Origin of the sequence: Klebsiella sp. CN_Kp066 (assembly GCF_040065135.1) — a bacterium.
Lineage (GTDB): Bacteria > Pseudomonadota > Gammaproteobacteria > Enterobacterales > Enterobacteriaceae > Klebsiella > Klebsiella oxytoca.
In genome coordinates this window covers 146,186-163,725 of record NZ_JBEAIU010000056.1, presented here as the reverse complement: position 1 = coordinate 163,725, position 17,540 = coordinate 146,186, and the positions used below count along the sequence as shown (strand labels likewise).

Sequence of the window (17,540 nt, the reverse complement as noted above, 5' to 3'; positions counted from 1 at the left end):
GAATAGGATAGTGAATCAGAACGGATAATCGTTGTAGCCCATCTGCTCAGAAATTTTACGCGCCGCCGTGTGCAGCATCGCAACATACTCGTTCAGGCGCTCTTCGGAGAAACGTAGCGTCGGGAAAGAGATACTCAGGCCGGCGATAACCACGCCGAAGCGGTCGAAAACCGGCACCCCGATGCAGCGCAGCCCTTCTTCCTGTTCTTCGTTATCTTCGCCGTAGCCCTGCTCGCGGACCTTATCCAGAACCGCCAGCAGCTCTTCGGTGCTGGTGATGGTCCGGTCGGTACTGCGTTTGTACTCAACGCCTTCCAGAATCTGCTCAACTTCCGCGCGATCGCGCCATGCCAGCAGCACCTTACCGATCGCGGTGCTGTACAGCGGGTTACGGCGTCCGATGCGCGAATACATGCGCAAATTGTACATTGAGTCGATTTTATGGATGTAAACAATGCTGTCTTCATCCAGGGCGCCCAGGTGGACGGTCTCTTTCGTCAGGCGTGATAGCTCGCGCATCTGAATGTCGGCGCTGCGCACCAGATCGACGTTCTGCAAAGCCCGCGCGCCGAGTTCGAAGAGTTTCAGGGTTAAAGAATACTTCTCAGATTCCCCTTCCTGCGCTACGTACCCCAGCGATTTCATGGTCTGCAAAAAGCGATAAACGGTGCTTTTTGACATCATGACGCGCTGGGACAGTTCGGTAATGCCAATTTCACGCTCTTCGCCAAGCGCCTGCAGGATGCCAAAAACCTTCAATACCGAAGAGACAGAATCTGGCTGTTTATCCAAATCTGCAACTGCCATTTATCACCTCATCGCAACTGTTTTATAAAAATTAGAACCGGTTTTTATTATAAATTCGCATCCCGTTACCCGCAATCGTTCTTCTGCCCATTCGTTACAAATCTGCGACATGCCGCTGAATATTCAATGCTAAAATCATTATCCAGTTAATAGTTCCCGATAAGACATACACTTTATATGGATAAAAACCTCCCCGATGGGCTGCCAGCACCGCAGCGTTACGGCGCCATCCTGACCATTGTATTAGGCCTGACGATGGCCGTGCTGGACGGCGCTATCGCCAACGTAGCGCTTCCGACGATCGCCAGCGATTTAAACGCGTCACCGGCATCCTCAATCTGGATAGTAAACGCCTATCAAATTGCCATTGTTATTGCGCTTCTGCCGCTCTCTTTCCTCGGCGATATGGTCGGTTATCGGCGCATTTATAAAATCGGCCTGGTCGTATTCACCTTCACCTCTTTAGCCTGCGCGCTCTCCCGCAGCCTGGAAATGTTGACGCTGGCGCGCGTTGCGCAGGGTCTTGGCGGCGCGGCGCTAATGAGCGTTAATACCGCGCTGATTCGCCTGATTTATCCCCGCCGCTTTCTCGGCCGCGGAATGGGGATCAACTCTTTTGTTGTCGCCGTCTCATCCGCTGCGGGCCCGACCATTGCCGCCGCTATCCTGTCGATGGCTTCATGGCAATGGCTGTTTCTCATTAACGTTCCGCTGGGCGTTATCTCACTGGTTCTCGCGATGCGCTACCTGCCCGCCAATGTCGGCGGGAGCAAGGTCACCCGCTTCGATCTGCCCAGCGCCATCATGAATGCTCTCACTTTCGGCTTATTAATTACCGCTCTCGGCGGGTTCGCACAGGGCCAATCCGGCGAGCTGGTGCTGGCGGAGGTTATTGCGATGCTGGTCGTTGGATTCTTTTTTGTCCGCCGTCAGCTCAGAATGCCGGTTCCCCTGCTACCCGTCGATCTGCTGCGCATTCCGATTTTTTCCCTGTCCATCTGCACCTCGATATGCTCCTTCTGCGCCCAGATGCTGGCCATGGTTTCGCTACCATTCTTCCTGCAGTCGATGCTTGGACGCAGCGAGGTGGAAACCGGTCTGCTCCTGACGCCGTGGCCGCTGGCAACCATGGTAATGGCGCCGCTGGCAGGCTATTTGATAGAGAAATTTCACGCCGGTCTGCTGGGGGCGATTGGTCTGCTGGTAATGGCCTGTGGCCTGTTCGGTCTGGCGATGCTCCCCTCCACACCCACGGATCTGGATATTATCTGGCGAATGGCGCTCTGCGGCGCGGGCTTTGGCCTGTTCCAGTCACCCAACAACCATACGATCGTCTCTTCAGCGCCGGCTCACCGCAGCGGCGGAGCAAGCGGCATGTTGGGTACCGCCCGTCTGCTTGGCCAGAGTACAGGCGCCGCGCTGGTGGCGCTGCTGTTTAACCTGCTGGGCAATAGCGGAACTCATACCGCACTTCTGCTGGCCGGGATCCTAGCCGTCGTCGCCGCTGCCGTCAGCGGGCTACGCGTCACGCAGCCGCGCGCCAGGCTGTAGGCAAAGAATCGACATAAAAAAATCCGCAGCCCGAAGGTTGCGGATTTTTGTTTTCAGGGCCGGGAGCGGCGATTACTTCAGGTATTCGCCGCTGCGCAGGGCTTCAATACGCTTATCCAGAGGCGGGTGAGTCATAAACAGCTCGCTCATGGATTTCGCTTTACCGTTAATGCAGAATGCCATCATGCTGCTGGCCTCCTGCGGCTCATAGCTGGTTTTCAGACGCTGCAGCGCAGCGATCATTTTCTCACGCCCCACCAGTTTCGCTGAGCCAGCGTCCGCATGGAATTCGCGGTAGCGGGAGAACCACATGGTGATGATGCTGGCCAGAATACCAAACACCAGCTCCAGTACCGTAGCAACCGCAAAGTAGATCAGCGGGTTGCCGTTGCTGCTTTCACCTTCATCGCGGTTGCCGCCGAGGAAGCCCGCCGCAATCTGCGCGATAACGCGCGAGATAAAGATAACGAAGGTGTTCACTACCCCCTGAATCAGCGTCATCGTGACCATATCGCCGTTAGCGATGTGGCTAATCTCATGGGCGATAACCGCTTCCGCTTCATCACGGCTCATGTTCTGCAACAGCCCGGTGCTGACCGCAACCAGCGACGCATCGCGGCGCGCGCCGGTCGCGAAGGCGTTAATATCCGGCGCATGGTAGACCGCGACCTGCGGCATGGCAATTCCCGCCTGGCGCGCCTGCTGCGCGACGGTATTCATCAACCAGCGCTCGGTTTCGTTACGCGGCTGCTCAATGACTTCCCCACCCACCGATTTCAACGCCATCCATTTCGACATCAGCAGCGAAACGATTGAACCGCCGAAGCCAAACAACAGCGCCATGATCAGCAGCCCGGTCATGCTGCTTGACTGAATTCCCGTCAGGCTTAGCACCAGCCCGAACACCACCATCACTGCCAGGTTGGTCAGCAGGAAAAGCGCGATTCGCATCATAATTTTCTTTTTACCTCGATTTAACAAAACGCACTATGCGATTACCCACATGGTATGGGTAGAACGCTAATTTTCAACCATCAGCCCCCGCTAAGTCACGAGAAAGACACAACTTTACATTTTGTAGCATATTGCTGACGCTGGGCAAAAGCGTTGACATTTTGTTGAAATCAGGCAATGAACGTTGGGAAAGAAGCGAAAGAAAACGGGCACAAATCATTGTGCCCGTTGGGGGGATTATTTACTGGCCGGGGGCTCTACCGCTGGCCGATCCTTTTCCTCATGGGCCAGGTCGAGCGCAATATGAACCGTTTCATCAAGATACGGATCGGGCTCCTGGTAATCCTTCGGCAGATCTTCCAGCTTTTTCAGTAACGGCTTACCTTCGCGTTTCAGGCGATCGTTAACGCGGGCCAGACGAATCGCATCATCTTCTTCGTTCTCCTTTTCACGCTGCGCGTAGTTCAGGGAAACGATGTTGCGTTTGTCTTTCATCGCGTTATAGCGAGCAATATCCTTCATGATGTACTGGAACTCAGGATCTTTGGCAATACGCGCATCGTGACGCTTCAGCAGTTCCGGTCCAAACGGCGTCAAATCGCCATATTTCACGAAGGTTGCCGCATTGACGCTATCCCACGGCAGCGCGTTGTCTTCATACTGCTCGCCGGTCTCACGCTCTTCGGTTCCGGTCGGCATCATGATATCCGGCGTTACACCCTTGCGCTGAGTACTACCGCCGTTGATGCGATAGAATTTCTGGATAGTGTACTGTACGGAACCCAGCGCCGGCCAGTCAGGACGCAGCATCTGATCGTAGATACGGTTCAGCGAACGATACTGCTGGACGGTCCCTTTACCGAAGGTCGGCTCTCCGACGATCAGCGCGCGGCCATAATCCTGCATCGCAGCGGCGAAAATTTCGGAAGCCGAGGCGCTGAAACGATCGACCAGGACGACCAGTGGACCTTTGTAGTACACCACGCCATCGGTATCGCTGTCTTCACGGACTTTACCGTTATTATCGCGAACCTGGACAACCGGGCCGGAGGGGATAAACAGGCCAGAAAGCGAAACCGCTTCGGTCAGCGCCCCGCCGCCGTTGCTGCGCAGATCGATGACGATACTGCTAACGTTTTGTTTCTCCAGCTTTTGCAGCTGAACTTTAACGTCATCCGTCAGGCCAACATAGAAGCCAGGAATATCCAGCACGCCAACTTTTTCTTTGCCAACGGTTTTGACTGACATCTTAACCGCACGGTCTTCTAGACGAATGCGTTCACGCGTGAGGGTCACAATACGCGTTTTGGCGCCTTTACCCGCCGGGAGAATCTCCAGGCGAACCTTGCTGCCCTTTGGACCTTTAATCAGCGCGACGACATCATCAAGACGCCAGCCGATCACATCGACCATGCCTTTACCAGGCTGGCCGACGCCAACGATGCGATCGCCCACGCTGATGGCTTTACTCTTCGCCGCCGGACCGCCCGCGACCAGAGAATTGATCACCGTGTAGTCGTCGTCCATCTGCAGCACCGCGCCGATACCTTCCAGAGACAGGCTCATTTCAGTATTGAACTGCTCGGTGTTGCGCGGTGAGAGATAGTTTGTATGCGGGTCGATTTCACGCGCAAAGGCGGTCATCGCCAGTGAGAACACGTCTTCGCTATTGGTTTGCGCCAGACGGCGGATAGCAAACTTGTAGCGGCGGGTTAAGGTTTCGCGAATCTCTTTATCATCTTTGCCAGCCAGCTTCAGGCTTAGCTGGTCAAACTTCACCTTGGCATCCCACAGCGCGTTCAGCTCGGCTTCATCTTTCGGCCAAGGCGACTTGCTACGGTCAAGGTTGAAATTATCGTGGCCGGTAAAATCCATCGGCCGTTCCAGCACTTTCAGCGCATATTGATAGCGCTCAAAGCGACGCTTCTGCGCCAGGTTATACAGGTCGTAAAATACGTCCAGCTTCCCACTGCGCAGTTCATCGCCGATTTGATTCTTTTTCGCGGCAAACTGGTTGACGTCGCTGGCTAACAGTACGTTATGGCTGTAATCCAGCAGGTTCAGGTAGCGATCGAAAATTTTCGCCGAAAAGGCATTGTCGAGATCGAACTGGCGGTAGTGAGAGCGGGTAAAGCGCGATGTTACGCGCTCGCTCACCGTCGCGTGCTGCGGCTCTTCTTTCAGCACGGGGATTTGATCGACCCGGGTTATATCGTCCACGGCGAACGACTGGCCTGCTATTACCAGCAGGCCCGCCAACGCGGTGAGCTTAAAGAATTTGTTCATGCCTGGCCCGGCCTCCGTTTCAGAACACCAGGTGTTCTGCGCGTACAATCATTGACATACCAGAAGTCAGCTGTACACGAACGCCATCTTTGGTGATTTCCAGGACGGTGGCGTCCATTGCATTATTGCCTGCTTTCACCTTCAGTGCCTGGCCAACGGTCAATACAGACACATCTGATACAGGGGTATGACGCTCTTCGCGCGGCGCTTTGGCTGCTGCTGCCGGGCGTGGTTTACGCTGCTCAGCGCCTTCTTTGCGACGAGCCTGAGGCTGAGGACGCGGTTTACGCTCGCGACGTGCTCCCTCTTCCGGCTGGCCTGCCGCGGCAGCGGCTTCACGTTTTTTGGCCTGCTGCGCTTCGCGCTGCGCCTGAACGCGGGCTTTTGCTTCTTCAAGCTGCTGGCGGGCATGAGCGACATGCTGCTCTTCCAGTTCGCCGCACGGGTTGCCGTCAAGGTCAACGCGGACAGCGCCTGGCTTAACGCCGTACAGATAGCGCCAGCTCGAAGTATAAAGACGCAAAGCAGCGCGAAGTTGGGTTTTGCTGAGATTCATCTCTCCGCCAACGCGCTCAACGAGATCCTGAAAAATACCGACTTTCAGGGGGCGAGCTTCGCCTTCAGCGCTAAAGCACTGAGGGAAACGTTCGGCCAGAAACGCAATGACTTCTTTACTGCTATTCAACTTAGGTTGATTTTCCATGAAATTTCCTGATTACAACGGACGTAGCCAACAAGCCGCAGGCATGAACAGGCGTCATTATAATGACGTCCTCGGTAAATGCTACGTTATCCGTTGATTATCCTGCGACGCGGGTGAATATTTTTTGATAATCCGTGGCAGAAATGAGTTTTTCCAGATGCGAGACCAGTTCTGCCAGACCCCGCTCGTCTTCAACGGTGAAGCGGGAATGCGCCGTGCTATCGATGTCCAGGACGCCGATGGTTTGATTGTTCACCCGTAGCGGGAAGACAATTTCCGAATTGCTGGCGGCATCGCAGGCGATGTGGCCATCAAAGGCGTGAACATCCTCGACCCGCTGCACGCGATTCTGCGCGACGGCAGTCCCGCATACGCCGCGTCCTACCGGAATACGCACGCAGGCCAGCTTGCCCTGGAACGGCCCGAGGATGAGAGTATCGCCTTCCAGCAGATAGAAACCGGCCCAGTTCACTTCCGCCAGTCGTTCAAATAACAGCGCGCTGGTATTTGAGATCATCGCCAGGAAGCTGGTTTCGCCTGCCATTAACGCCTGAAAATCGCGGTTTAAATCCGCGTAGAATTCTGATTTGTTCATTATATGATCGCTTAGTTGTCTTACTGCCTTACACTTACAGCCTAATAAAATAAGCTTTAAATGCATTCATGCTCAAGATGAATTCATTCCTGAGTTAAGATAGAGAGATACATTCATTTCTGTAAGTTATAAATGCCACTAAAAACACCCAGGATTACGCCAGCAAAAAAGATGATCGTCTACTCGGTCAGCGCCCCTGTTGCGCACGCTCACTATCAGCGCTGCCCACAGTGCGACCTGCTGTTTAGTTTACCGGTCCTCAAAAAGGATCAAAGCGCCTGGTGCCCTCGCTGCAACGCCAAAGTGCGCGATGGCCGCGACTGGTCGCTTACCCGGCTGGGCAGCATGGCGATCGCTATGCTGCTGCTGATGCCTTTTGCGTGGAGCGAACCGCTGCTACGTTTGCATCTGCTGGGCGTGCGTATCGACGCTAACGTCCTTCAGGGCATCTGGCAAATGACCGGCCAGGGCGATCCGCTCACGGCGGCGATGGTGCTCTTTTGCGCGGTCGTCGCGCCGGTGCTGCTGGTGGTGTCAATCGCCTACCTGTGGTTGGGCAACGTGCTGGGCATGAATCTGCGACCGATACTGCTGATGCTGGAGCGGCTCAAGGAGTGGGTAATGCTGGATATTTACCTGGTCGGCATCGGCGTCGCCTCCATTAAAGTGCAGGATTACGCCTTCCTGCAGCCGGGTATCGGGCTTGTCGCCTATATTTCCCTCACGCTGCTCAGTATCCTGACGCTTATCCATATGAACGTTGAAGAGCTCTGGGAGCGTTTTTATCCCCAGCGCCCGGCGCTGCGCCCGGATGAAAATCTTCAGGTCTGTCTGGGCTGCCATTATACCGGACATCGCGATGCGCGCGGGCGCTGCCGCCGCTGCCACACGCCTCTGCGCCATCGACGCCGGCAAAGCCTGCAAAAGAGCTGGGCTGCGCTGATCGCATCACTGGTTTTCCTGCTTCCTGCCAACCTGCTGCCGATCTCGATCATCTACGTCAACGGCGCGCGTCAGGAAGACACCATCCTTTCCGGCATTATGTCGCTGGCCAGCAGCAACGTCGCCATCGCCGGGGTGGTGTTCATCGCCAGTATTCTGGTCCCATTCACCAAAGTTATTGTATTGTTTACCCTGCTGGTCAGCATACAATTCAAGTGTGAACAGGGGCTACGTACCCGCATCCTGCTGCTGCGGCTGATTACCTGGATCGGCCGCTGGTCTATGTTGGATCTTTTTGTCATCGCATTAACCATGTCGCTGATCAACCGCGATCAGCTCCTCGCGTTTACGATGGGGCCCGCCGCGGTCTATTTTGGCGCCGCGGTAATTTTAACTATCCTTGCTGTTGAATGGCTGGACAGCCGCTTACTTTGGGACGCACATGAGTCAGGAAACGCCCGCTTCGCCGACTGAAGCCAAGATTAAAACTAAACGCCGCATTTCACCGTTCTGGCTGCTGCCGGTCATCGCGCTGCTGATTGCCGGTTGGCTGATTTGGACCAGCTATCAGGATCGCGGTACGACGATCGTCATCGACTTCCAGTCGGCCAACGGCATCGTTCCGGGACGGACGCCTATCCGCTATCAGGGGGTAGAAGTCGGTACGGTCGAGAATATCTCGCTAAGCAAAGATCTGAGTAAAATCGAGGTTTCTGCCAGCGTCAAAGGCGATATGAAAGATGCGCTGCGCAAGGAGACCCAGTTCTGGCTGGTGACGCCGAAAGCCTCGCTTGCCGGCGTGTCCGGCCTGGATGCGCTGGTTGGCGGCAACTATATCGGCATGATGCCAGGTCAGGGCGAGCCCGAGGATCATTTTGTCGCCCTCGATACCCAGCCGAAGTACCACATTAATAACGGCGAGCTGATGATCCATCTCAAGTCAGCGGATTTAGGCTCGTTAACCAGCGGTTCGCTGGTCTACTTCCGTAAGATTCCGGTCGGCCGGGTGTATGACTACGCCATTAATCCGAACAATCAGGGCGTCACGATTGATGTACTGATCGAGCGGCGTTTCACCAATCTGGTGAAAAAAGAGAGCCGCTTCTGGAACGTATCTGGCGTAAAGGCGGACGTCAGCCTGAGCGGAGCTAAAGTTCAGCTGGACAGCCTCTCCGCGCTGGTGAACGGCGCTATCGCCTTTGATTCCCCCGATGATTCTCCGCAGGCTCAGCAGAATACCGATTATCACTTATACGAAGACCTGGCGCACAGCCAGCGCGGAGTGGTGGTTAAACTGGACCTTCCGGACGGCGCAGGGTTAAAAGCGGGCTCTACACCGCTGATGTATCAGGGTCTGGAGGTCGGCCAGCTCAGTAAACTGAATCTCAATGCTGACGGGAAAGTCACCGGCGAAATGACCGTCGATCCCAGCGTCGTCAGCTTGCTGCGCGAGAAGACGCTGATTCAGATGAAGAAGCCGAAAATCTCGCTGGATAATCCCAGCGTCAGCGCCCTGCTGACCGGTACCACCTTTGAGCTGGTCCCCGGCGAGGGTGAACCGCGCAACCAGTTTGCGGTGCTGCCAGCCGATAAATCCATCCTGGAAGAGCCGGATGTCGCAACCGTCACGCTCACCGCGCCGGAAAGCTACGGTATTGATGCCGGGCAGCCGCTGATCCTGCACGGCGTTCAGATTGGCCAGGTTCTGGAGCGCAAGCTAAACGCCGACGGCGTCACTTTCCAGGTCGCAGTCATGCCCGAGTACCGTTCACTGGTGCGCGGCGACAGCAAATTCGTGGTCAATAGCCGTATCGACGTCAAAGTCGGTATTGATGGCGTGGAGTTCCTCGGCGCCAGCGCCAGCGAATGGGTCAACGGCGGGATCCGCATTATTCCGGGCGACAAAGGGGCGATGCAAAGCCGCTATCCGCTGTACGCCAACCAGGAAAAAGCGCTGGAAAACAGCATGAGCGATCTGCCGACCACCACTCTCACGCTCTCAGCTGAGACGCTGCCGGACGTCCAGGCAGGATCGGTGGTGCTGTATCGTAAATTCGCAGTCGGGGAAATCATCACCGTTCAGCCGCGCAAGAACGCTTTTGAGATCAACATCCATATCAAACCGGAATATCGCCATCTGCTCACCAGTAACAGCGTGTTCTGGGCCGAAGGCGGCGCGAAAGTGCAGCTTAACGGCAGCGGCCTGACGGTTCAGGCCTCCCCGCTCTCCCGCGCGCTGAAAGGCGCGATAAGCTTTGATAATCTGAGCGGCGCCAGCGCCAGCGCGCGTATCGATAATAAACGCGTGCTGTATGCGTCGGAAACCGCCGCCCGCGCGGTGGGTGGCCAGATAACCCTGCACGCCTTCGACGCCGGTAAAATCGCCGAAGGTATGCCGATTCGCTACCTGGGGATTGATATTGGGCAGATCCAATCGCTGAATTTAATTACCGCGAAAAACGAAGTGCAGGCGAAAGCGGTTCTCTATCCGGAATACGTCAACACCTTCGCCCGCGCCGGCACGCGTTTCTCGGTGATTACTCCGCAGATTTCCGCAGCGGGCGTCGAGCATCTGGATACGCTCTTCCAGGCCTATATTAACGTGGAGCCGGGACGCGGTGCGCCGCGCCGTGATTTTGAAATTCAGGAAACCACGATTAGCGACTCACGTTATATCGACGGCCTGAGCATTATCGTCGAAGTACCCGAAGCCGGTTCGCTGGGTATCGGCACGCCGGTGCTGTTCCGCGGGCTTGAAGTCGGTACGGTTACCGGCCTGATGCTCGGTTCGATGTCGGATCGCGTCATGGTACAGCTGCGTATCAGTAAACGTTATCAGTATCTGGTGCGCAACAACTCGGTGTTCTGGCTGGCTTCCGGCTATAGCCTCGACTTTGGCCTGATCGGCGGCGTGGTGAAAACCGGTACCTTCAATCAGTTCATTCGCGGCGGCATCGCTTTTGCGACGCCTCCGGGTACGCCGCTGGCGCCGAAAGCGCAGGATGGTAAACACTTCCTGCTGCTGGAGAGTGAACCGAAAGAGTGGCGCGAATGGGGTACCGCCCTGCCGCGCTAAGCATAACAGGCTCCGGTGTCCGTCGCCGGAGCCTTTATGGTAAACTACGCCCCCTTTTTTCGTTGTGGTGCGCTCCCCGTGGCTCAAAACGCTGTCTATCTTCCTGAAGAATTCCTCGCTCAAATGCGTACGGCAATGCCGACGCATCTCTCTTTCGCTGACTTTATCGCCGCCTGCCAGCGCCCCCTGCGCCGAAGCCTTCGCGTAAATACGCTAAAAATCAGCGTGGCTGACTTTTTGCAGCTGGTCGCCCCCTACGGCTGGCAGCTAACGCCGGTACCCTGGTGTGAGGAGGGTTTTTGGATCGATCGCGAGGAAGACGACGCCCTGCCGCTGGGCAGCACCGCTGAACATCTCAGCGGGCTGTTTTACATCCAGGAAGCGAGCTCCATGCTGCCGGTCGCCGCGCTGTTTGCCGACGGAAATATGCCGAACCGGGTGATGGACGTCGCCGCCGCGCCGGGGTCAAAAACCACCCAGATCGCCGCGCGCATGGGCAATAAAGGCGGGATCCTGGCCAACGAATATTCCGCCAGCCGGGTTAAAGTGCTGCACGCCAATATCAGCCGCTGCGGGATCGGCAACGTGGCGCTGACCCATTTTGATGGGCGCGTATTCGGCGCCGCGCTGCCGGAGTGTTTTGATGCGATTCTCCTCGACGCCCCCTGCTCCGGCGAAGGCGTGGTACGGAAAGACCCCGATGCGTTAAAAAACTGGTCGCCGGAAAGCAACGCCAGTATCGCCGAGACCCAGCGCGAGCTTATCGACAGCGCGTTTCATGCGCTTCGCCCCGGCGGCACGCTGGTCTACTCTACCTGTACCCTGAACCGGCAAGAAAACGAAGACGTGGTCAACGTACTACTGGCGCGCTATCCGCAGGCGGCAGAGGTACTGCCGCTCGGTTCGCTGTTCCCGCAGGCCAGCGAGGCGCTAACCGAAGAGGGTTTCCTGCACGTGTTCCCGCAGATTTTCGATTGCGAAGGCTTCTTCGTCGCCCGTCTGCGTAAAACCGCCGCCATCGCACCGCTGCCGGCGCCGGGTTATAAGGTCGGTAAATTCCCCTTTATCCCGCTTAAAAGCCGCGAATCGGCCGCCATTGCGACCGCCGCTGCCGCCGTTGGCCTGCATTGGGGCGCTGACCATACGCTCTGGCAGCGGGATAAAGAAATCTGGCTATTCCCTCAGGCGCTCGAGTCGCTATTCGGCAAAGTGCGCTTTTCCCGCATCGGTATCCGTCTTGCCGAAACCCACAACAAAGGCTATCGCTGGCAGCACGAAGCGGTCATTGCGCTTGCCGCGCCTGATGCCCCTTTTGAGCTGACCCAGGCCGAAGCGGAAGAGTGGTACCGCGGTCGTGACGTCTATCCTGCAGTACCGCCGCAGCAGGATGATGTTATTGTCACGTTTCAGGGCGCGCCGCTGGGGCTGGCGAAAAAAATCGGCTCGCGTTTAAAAAACAGCTATCCCCGTGAACTGGTGCGCGACGGAAAGCTTTTTAGCACTAAAGCGTGATGACGAACGGAAAAACAGCATTTTTTCACTGGCGCTTTGCGCACCTTTGTCTACGCTGAAAAATGGCGGCCTTAACTGGTCGTACCACAAATCAGCAGATCAACGGGGTGAATTTATGAGTAAAACCAGCGTACGTATCGGCGCGTTTGAAATAGACGACGCCGAACTGCACGGCGAACAGCAGGGAGAGCGAACGTTAAGCATACCCTGCAAATCCGATCCGGATTTATGTATGCAGCTAGATGCATGGGACGCGGACACCAGCGTACCCGCCATACTTGATGGTGAACATTCCGTCCTCTACCGTAAGCACTACGATCGTCAGTCCGATGCCTGGATCATGCGTCTCGCCTGATTCAAAGGAACCCGTCGCCTGAGACGGGTTATTTATTCCCCCTGCTTTCCCGACATCTCCTACACTTATAACTATGTTTTTCAGGATATGAGACCGGGATGTTTGCCTTAGTGCTGTTTATTTGTTACCTCGACGGAGGCTGTGAAGATATCGTTGTGGATGTGTACGATAACGAACGGCAGTGCACCGCAGCGATGGACGATCAGCGAATACGTCACGGCGGCTGCTTTCCGGTAGAGGATTTTATCGATAGTTTCTGGCTGCCCGCCCAGGAGTACAGTGACTTTTAGCCCGTCCTCTGTAGCGCCGCCAGGGTTAACTCCCCGCCAAATACCGCCCCGGTATCAATATAGTGCTGATTATCGTAGTCGTAACGCCGTTTAAGCGGCGTATGGCCGAACCAGAAGTGGTCAGCACCGGCAATCGCGCCGTGACGCCCGGAGAGATGATCGGTAAGACGCTGTCGGCTCCACAGCACCTGATGCTCATCCACCGCCTGCTGCCAGCGATAAAGCGTCGCCGGATAATCCGCATGGGCGATAACATCGACTTGCTCAGCGCTGTGGAGCTCAATAATCAGCGGCAGATGACGGCAGCGGGCGATAAGCGGCGCGAGGCGCTCTTTCTGCTGTTCTGAGCGTTGCGTATACCAGCCACCGCCGTTCATTTCCCAGAGCATCGGTTCGCCATCGGCAAGCGTATCCAGCGCCATCTGTTCATGGTTGCCGCGCACCGCGAAAAACCAGCGATAGCGCAGTAAATCCAGACACTCCGCGCTTTGCGGCCCACGATCGATCAGATCGCCCACGGAAAGAAGCAGGTCCTGGTAAGGATCGAACCTGCGCTCGCGAAGGGCTTCCATCAGCCGCGCAAAGCAGCCGTGCAGGTCGCCAACCAGCCAGATATTACGCCAGGCGGAACCGTTAATACGCTGATACATATTTCGTCCTCCTGACCTAATTATAGGAAAATTCTCCCGCTGCCGCGGGCGTAATATTGCCACCTCAATCGAGTTTAAACGAAAGCCAAATATAGTCCGCCAGGGCATTAAGCTCCTCACGATATATCCCTAGAATAGAGGCTAAATAACAACGAGGTATTCATCGTGACGGATAACAGCCTGCATTCAGCCGGGGTCGTTGAACGACGCCCCAATCTTATTGCCGACCTGGTGATGGGGCGACTCACCCCTGCACCCATCTGGCAAAAACGTAATTACCGGCTGAAGTTTTTACTGCGCACGGCATTATTTTATGCGCCAACGCGCAGCATGCTGGAGAGCCTGTCGGCGCGCGCGGACTTCAATCAGCTACTGACCGCTCAGGTGACTCTGCCGGGCAAGGTTCATCGTCAGTATTTAACCCGCGGGCTCAACGCCAGCCAGCGCGCGCACGCGATTATCAGCCACTACCAGTTTGTCGACTCGCTGGGCGGATCGCGCCTGGCTGATGCCATGACCGCAGCGAATGAGCTGCCGCTGCTTGAGCTGGCAGGCAAGGACGACAGCCGGTTTACGCTTTCCGCCTCTTCGGCGGGCAAAGCTGAACGCGAGGGTGAAACGACCCTATGGCTGCGCGATGGCGATGGGATCGTGCTCGCCAGCGCGACTTTTAGCGTTTCCCGTCAGCAGGATTGCTGGCAGTTGACTATTGGCGGCCTGCAGGGGCCGCGTAGCAATATTTCGCATGAAGTGATTAAACGAGCAACCCGCGCCTGCTACGGTCTGTTCCCGAAACGCCTGCTGATGGAGTTTATCTGGCTAATGGCGGCGCGTTGCGGCATTCAACATATTTACGGAGTCAGCGATAACGGTCACGTCTTCCGCGCGCTGCGCTATCGTCTGAGCAAAGGGCGCCATTTCCACGCCAGCTATGATGAATTCTGGCAATCTATCGAAGGGGTAGCCGACACTGCATGGCGCTGGCGCTTACCACTGAAGCTGGAAAGAAAGACGCTTGAGAGCATTGCCAGTAAGAAGCGCGCTGAATATCGTCGCCGCTTCCAGCTGCTGGATGATATGGCTGCGCAGATGACAATTATCATGGATTAACGCTGCAAACGTTTCATCAACGCCGTATAGCACAGCGGCGTTTGCATCTTCTACGCCGCTTTAGTTACTATCATAACTTCGTTGTACTCCTTGCGGACGGCTAGTGAAGTTATGAGCAAAACAGAAATACTCCTGCTGGCTATCCTGTTGATTATTTTGTCCGCTGCTCTCTGGTTTATTTTTAGTGACGAAATATGGTTCATTGTTAGCTACCTTGAAACAACGCTGTACCCCTCTTTTGTGACGCCAGAATAATGCCCTGGGCGTTATTTCTTTGTCGCCTCTAAGCTGCCTATCCTTTCTTTGCAATACCTCGGACAAGCGCCGTTAAAATAATAGGCAAAAAATTTAAGGCGTTTTCTTATCTATTATTCTATTTGTCATACAAATGTGTATACTGGGTCACTTCCGATGTTGGCCCGTAAAGTTCACCTGCACTATGGGCCTGATTTCGTGCAGGTGTTTTCTCCTCGTTGTCGCTCAACCGCACGGTAAGTGTCTACACACGCCTTTTTGTCCAGATTTTTTGTTTCAAACTTTGCGCCCGATTGTGATTTTAAAAAAATCGCATTCTCTTTTCGCTCCTTCAAAAAACAAAGGAAACACATAAAACCAACAAAATATTAACATAAGGAATTTTATTTCAACAGAATAGCAATAAATCAGACTAAAAAACTATTTCACAACCAAAACACAGTCATAAACGCAAAGTTACCCATATCCCACAGAAGTAGCTATACGTTAACCAACAAAACCGTGGTTGTTAAACGGTGACCCACGACTATCGCTACATTGTTGTTTTTCTTCAGCGGCTTTCCACTAAGAGGTTTTCGATGAACGTGAAAACGATATCGCGCAGTATCCTGGGCGGCTTACTGAGCGCCATAGTTCTTACGCAACCGGCTTCCGCAGCGGGAACATTAAGCGGCCAGATTAGTGTTCAGGTCACACTTGGCAGCGGCTGCAGCGTATCGAACGTCCGAAATGGAGAAAACAACCGCTGGGGCACGATTAATTTCGGCGCCTACGGTGATTTAGCCAACTCCATTGATGCAAGCGTCACCGGAAGCGGCGGAGGTAACGCGCTTACCGTGACCTGTACCGAAGATCTTGACTCAACGCTGACGCTGGACGGCGGCCAGTATGGCGATGCTGCTCTGCGTTACATGAAAAACGCGGCAGGAAACCAGCAGATTGCTTATCGGCTCTATGCCGATGCCGGCCGCAGTCAGGAAATTTTACCCGGCGGAACAATCGCTATCGTAGGCACAGGCAACCCGCAGGCTATCCCCGTTTTTGCCCGTATTCGCCCCGAAGACCAGAGCGTCAACGCGCCGACAGCCGATGTGTATGACGACATCGTAACCGCAACGTTAACCTGGTAATCGCATAAGGAAAATGGGCGTCATGCTTCGACCAGAGTGGCTTATATTATTTCTGCTTTTTACCTCGGGCGCCCACGCCGCTACTGTCCAGAAGACCTTCAAAGTCTCCGCGCAGATAACCGCTGGCTGCGCGCTTGGCGCGGGGGATGGCTCCCAAACGACGGATTTCGGCACCTTGAGTTTTGGCACTCTGTCATCGCTTTATAACAATGTTGATGTCGCCAGTACTTCCGGCGCCGGCTCAATCATCGTGACCTGTACCCCCGGCACCGCTATCTCAATCGCTCTCGACTATGGCGTAAACGGCGGTTCGGCCACCCGGCGCTATATGTCGAACGGCGGCGGCAACACGCTGGCCTATCAGCTTTATCAGGATGCCAACCGCGCTAACGTTTGGGGCAACAGTACTCTGGCCCTGAGCGTTGCATCATTTCCGAGCTCCACGCAAACCTATACGGTTTATGGCCGCCTTTTTGCCACGAATGGCTTCCCGGCGGTGGGCTCCTATACCGACACGGTCACCGTCACGCTGACCTATTAAATCATCACAGGTTAACTATGATTCGCTGTAGATTTGCGCTGTTTACATTCGCTTTATCTCTCCCCTGCTCCGTTATGGCCGCAAGCTCCGTCCTCGTTTGGCCCATCTTCCAGACTATCGAAAGCCACGAAAAGGGGTCAGAGCTGTGGCTGGAAAACCGCGGCGCTACCCCGGTTAATTTACAGCTGCGCGTTTTTTCCTGGGACCAAAAAGGGTCGTCCGATGCCTATGCCGATCAGCGTGACGTCGTCGCCAGCCCACCTTTTACCACCGTCGCGCCCGGCCAGCGTCAGCTGGTACGGTTGATGCGCATCGCCCCCGTCACGGCTGGCAAAGAACAATCCTACCGTATTGTTATCGATGAGATCCCTGCCGCTGAACCGACGGCGCAGAAGGAACAGAATTCCGCCGGACTGAAAATGCGCATGCGCTATGTCCTGCCGTTGTTTACCTACGGACAGGGCATCAACCCGCTGAAGAACAATGGATCCGTGGAAGCGGTAAGAACCACGCTGCGCTGGTCGCTCTCGCGGCAAAATAGCCGCCAGACGCTGTGCATCGACAATACCGGCAATCAGCATGCCCGGCTCAGCGCGGTTTACTGGGCCAATGCCGGTGGCAAGGGCCAGATAGCTCAGGCCAATGGCCTGCTCGGCTACGTGCTGGCGCAGAAAAAGAGCTGTTTCCCGCTGGTGGGAAACGCTTCAGTCCCCTCAGGCATGCACCTGTTCGCGAAATTAACAGATAACGGCCAGGCGGTGGAAATTCCGGCGGATCGTTGAT

Annotated in this window: 16 protein-coding genes and 1 pseudogene; 11 read left to right on the top strand and 6 right to left on the bottom strand. The window is 55.4% G+C overall.

Annotation, left to right across the window (positions count from 1 at the left end; translation table 11 throughout):
- Positions 1 to 15: 15 nt before the first annotated feature.
- On the bottom strand, positions 16 to 807 hold the full coding sequence (kdgR, locus tag ABLV75_RS24405; protein ID WP_004103314.1) for a DNA-binding transcriptional regulator KdgR: 792 nt from the start codon (positions 805 to 807) through the stop codon (positions 16 to 18).
- A gap of 177 nt (positions 808 to 984) precedes the next feature.
- Here kdgR and ABLV75_RS24400 point away from each other — a divergent pair, with 177 nt between their 5' ends.
- Positions 985 to 2,358: an MFS transporter gene (locus ABLV75_RS24400; protein WP_004103315.1), complete on the top strand. Its 1,374-nt coding sequence runs from the start codon at positions 985 to 987 to the stop codon at positions 2,356 to 2,358.
- A 72-nt stretch (positions 2,359 to 2,430) separates the two neighbouring features.
- Here the strand turns inward: ABLV75_RS24400 and htpX are convergent, their stop codons facing one another.
- From htpX to ABLV75_RS24380, 4 genes and pseudogenes are all read right to left on the bottom strand, one after another.
- Positions 2,431 to 3,312 carry a protease HtpX gene (gene htpX, locus ABLV75_RS24395; RefSeq protein WP_004113743.1) on the bottom strand — a complete coding sequence of 294 codons (882 nt, stop codon included), beginning with the start codon at positions 3,310 to 3,312 and terminating at the stop codon, positions 2,431 to 2,433.
- A 237-nt stretch (positions 3,313 to 3,549) separates the two neighbouring features.
- Positions 3,550 to 5,598 (bottom strand): carboxy terminal-processing peptidase, encoded by a 2,049-nt coding sequence (gene prc / locus ABLV75_RS24390; RefSeq protein ID WP_004113745.1) that lies wholly within the window; start codon positions 5,596 to 5,598, stop codon positions 3,550 to 3,552.
- 19 nt (positions 5,599 to 5,617) lie between these two features.
- A complete protein-coding gene (gene proQ, locus ABLV75_RS24385; RefSeq protein WP_004103320.1) occupies positions 5,618 to 6,301 on the bottom strand; it encodes an RNA chaperone ProQ in 684 nt (227 codons plus the stop codon).
- Positions 6,302 to 6,382: 81 nt separating this feature from the next.
- Positions 6,383 to 6,896: pseudogene (locus tag ABLV75_RS24380) on the bottom strand (GAF domain-containing protein).
- Positions 6,897 to 7,028: 132 nt separating this feature from the next.
- On the opposite strand from ABLV75_RS24380, the gene yebS reads away from it, so the two are divergent.
- The 5 genes from yebS to ABLV75_RS24355 all read left to right on the top strand — a co-directional run bounded on the left by yebS (position 7,029) and on the right by ABLV75_RS24355 (position 13,071).
- Positions 7,029 to 8,312: a membrane integrity lipid transport subunit YebS gene (yebS, locus tag ABLV75_RS24375; RefSeq protein WP_348855193.1), complete on the top strand. Its 1,284-nt coding sequence runs from the start codon at positions 7,029 to 7,031 to the stop codon at positions 8,310 to 8,312.
- Positions 8,281 to 10,914, top strand: coding sequence for a PqiB family protein (locus ABLV75_RS24370; protein ID WP_016808295.1), 2,634 nt, complete (start codon positions 8,281 to 8,283; stop codon positions 10,912 to 10,914). Before yebS ends, ABLV75_RS24370 begins: the two co-directional genes overlap by 32 nt.
- 78 nt (positions 10,915 to 10,992) lie before the next feature.
- Entirely contained in the window at positions 10,993 to 12,426 is a 1,434-nt protein-coding gene (gene rsmF / locus ABLV75_RS24365) for a 16S rRNA (cytosine(1407)-C(5))-methyltransferase RsmF (RefSeq protein ID WP_348855192.1), read from the top strand.
- A 115-nt stretch (positions 12,427 to 12,541) separates the two neighbouring features.
- Positions 12,542 to 12,781: a YebV family protein gene (locus ABLV75_RS24360; protein WP_004103329.1), complete on the top strand. Its 240-nt coding sequence runs from the start codon at positions 12,542 to 12,544 to the stop codon at positions 12,779 to 12,781.
- 98 nt (positions 12,782 to 12,879) lie between these two features.
- The gene (locus ABLV75_RS24355) at positions 12,880 to 13,071 is read left to right on the top strand and encodes a YebW family protein (protein WP_004103330.1); all 192 of its coding nucleotides are present in this window, start codon (positions 12,880 to 12,882) and stop codon (positions 13,069 to 13,071) included.
- Here the strand turns inward: ABLV75_RS24355 and pphA are convergent.
- Complete coding sequence (gene pphA, locus ABLV75_RS24350) at positions 13,068 to 13,721, bottom strand: protein-serine/threonine phosphatase (protein WP_348855191.1); 654 nt, start codon at positions 13,719 to 13,721, stop codon at positions 13,068 to 13,070. The genes ABLV75_RS24355 and pphA overlap by 4 nt on opposite strands.
- A gap of 165 nt (positions 13,722 to 13,886) precedes the next feature.
- Here pphA and ABLV75_RS24345 point away from each other — a divergent pair, with 165 nt between their 5' ends.
- From ABLV75_RS24345 to ABLV75_RS24325, 5 genes are all read left to right on the top strand, one after another.
- Entirely contained in the window at positions 13,887 to 14,831 is a 945-nt protein-coding gene (locus tag ABLV75_RS24345; RefSeq protein WP_265776820.1) for a VirK/YbjX family protein, read from the top strand.
- Between the two features lie 111 nt (positions 14,832 to 14,942).
- A complete protein-coding gene (locus tag ABLV75_RS24340; protein WP_142447463.1) occupies positions 14,943 to 15,086 on the top strand; it encodes an Ecr family regulatory small membrane protein in 144 nt (47 codons plus the stop codon).
- A gap of 578 nt (positions 15,087 to 15,664) precedes the next feature.
- Positions 15,665 to 16,216 carry a spore coat U domain-containing protein gene (locus ABLV75_RS24335; protein ID WP_017145644.1) on the top strand — a complete coding sequence of 184 codons (552 nt, stop codon included), beginning with the start codon at positions 15,665 to 15,667 and terminating at the stop codon, positions 16,214 to 16,216.
- Positions 16,217 to 16,238: 22 nt separating this feature from the next.
- Positions 16,239 to 16,757: a spore coat U domain-containing protein gene (locus ABLV75_RS24330; protein ID WP_023321220.1), complete on the top strand. Its 519-nt coding sequence runs from the start codon at positions 16,239 to 16,241 to the stop codon at positions 16,755 to 16,757.
- A 17-nt stretch (positions 16,758 to 16,774) separates the two neighbouring features.
- Positions 16,775 to 17,539, top strand: a complete 765-nt coding sequence (locus tag ABLV75_RS24325; RefSeq protein ID WP_004113760.1) for a molecular chaperone — start codon at positions 16,775 to 16,777, stop codon at positions 17,537 to 17,539.
- The last annotated feature ends 1 nt before the right edge of the window (position 17,540 follow it).